At 68.0% G+C, this 748-nt stretch carries 1 protein-coding gene; it reads left to right on the forward strand.

Going from position 1 to position 748, the window contains the following annotated elements; all coding sequences use genetic code 11:
• The first annotated feature begins 30 nt into the window (after positions 1-30).
• On the forward strand, positions 31-693 hold the full coding sequence (locus tag AC1DU6_RS33820) for a PEP-CTERM sorting domain-containing protein (protein WP_477862760.1): 663 nt from the start codon (positions 31-33) through the stop codon (positions 691-693).
• Positions 694-748 lie beyond the last annotated feature (55 nt).

The raw sequence follows: 748 nt of genomic DNA on the forward strand, positions 1-748 counted from the left end.
TCTGATTGCCGCGCAATGAACGCTCTTCCCATGAAAACCATCACCCTCCTCGCCTCTGCCTTGCTGGCAGCCCACGTCAGCGCCGCCGTCGTGCAGACCACCGGCGCCGGCAGCGCCACGCCGAGCGCAGCGCACCTGACCTCCGCTGCCGACTTCGAGGCCAACATCAACCTGGACAGTCCCTGGTCAGAAGGCGGCCTGCTGTTCAGCCACACGGGCTTTGCCAATGACAACGGCGGCTGCGGCTATGCCGGTGGCAACTGCGTGGACCTGGGCGCCGGCGAGACCTACAGCCAATCCTTCGCGGGCAACTACTTCGCCACCGCAGGCATGAACGCCTACCTGTCCATCCGCAGCACGGCACGCGACATCAACGGCATCGAGTTCGCCGTCGATTCGGGCTACGCCAACATCTACCTGATGTGGCAGACCTGGCTGGACGGCGTGCAGACCGGCAATGGCCGCGTGTCCCTGGGCGCGGCGGGCATTGGCGGCGTACTCGGGCTGAGTGACGCCGTCGGCTTTGACGAAGTGCGGGTCTATGCCTTCGACAGCGCGACCGACACGAGCGGCTACAGCGTGCCGGCCATCGACAGCGTGCGCGCCTTCACTCTTCCCGAGCCGGGCTCGCTGGCCCTGGCCTCGCTGGCCGGGCTGGGTGTGGCCGGCATCAGGCGCCGCCGACGCGGCTGACGCTACCGCGACCCCAAGTCAAAGGGCCGGCCTCGCGGGAGGCCGGCCCTTCTTC

The sequence above is a fragment of the Roseateles sp. P5_B10 genome (genome assembly GCF_056400485.1).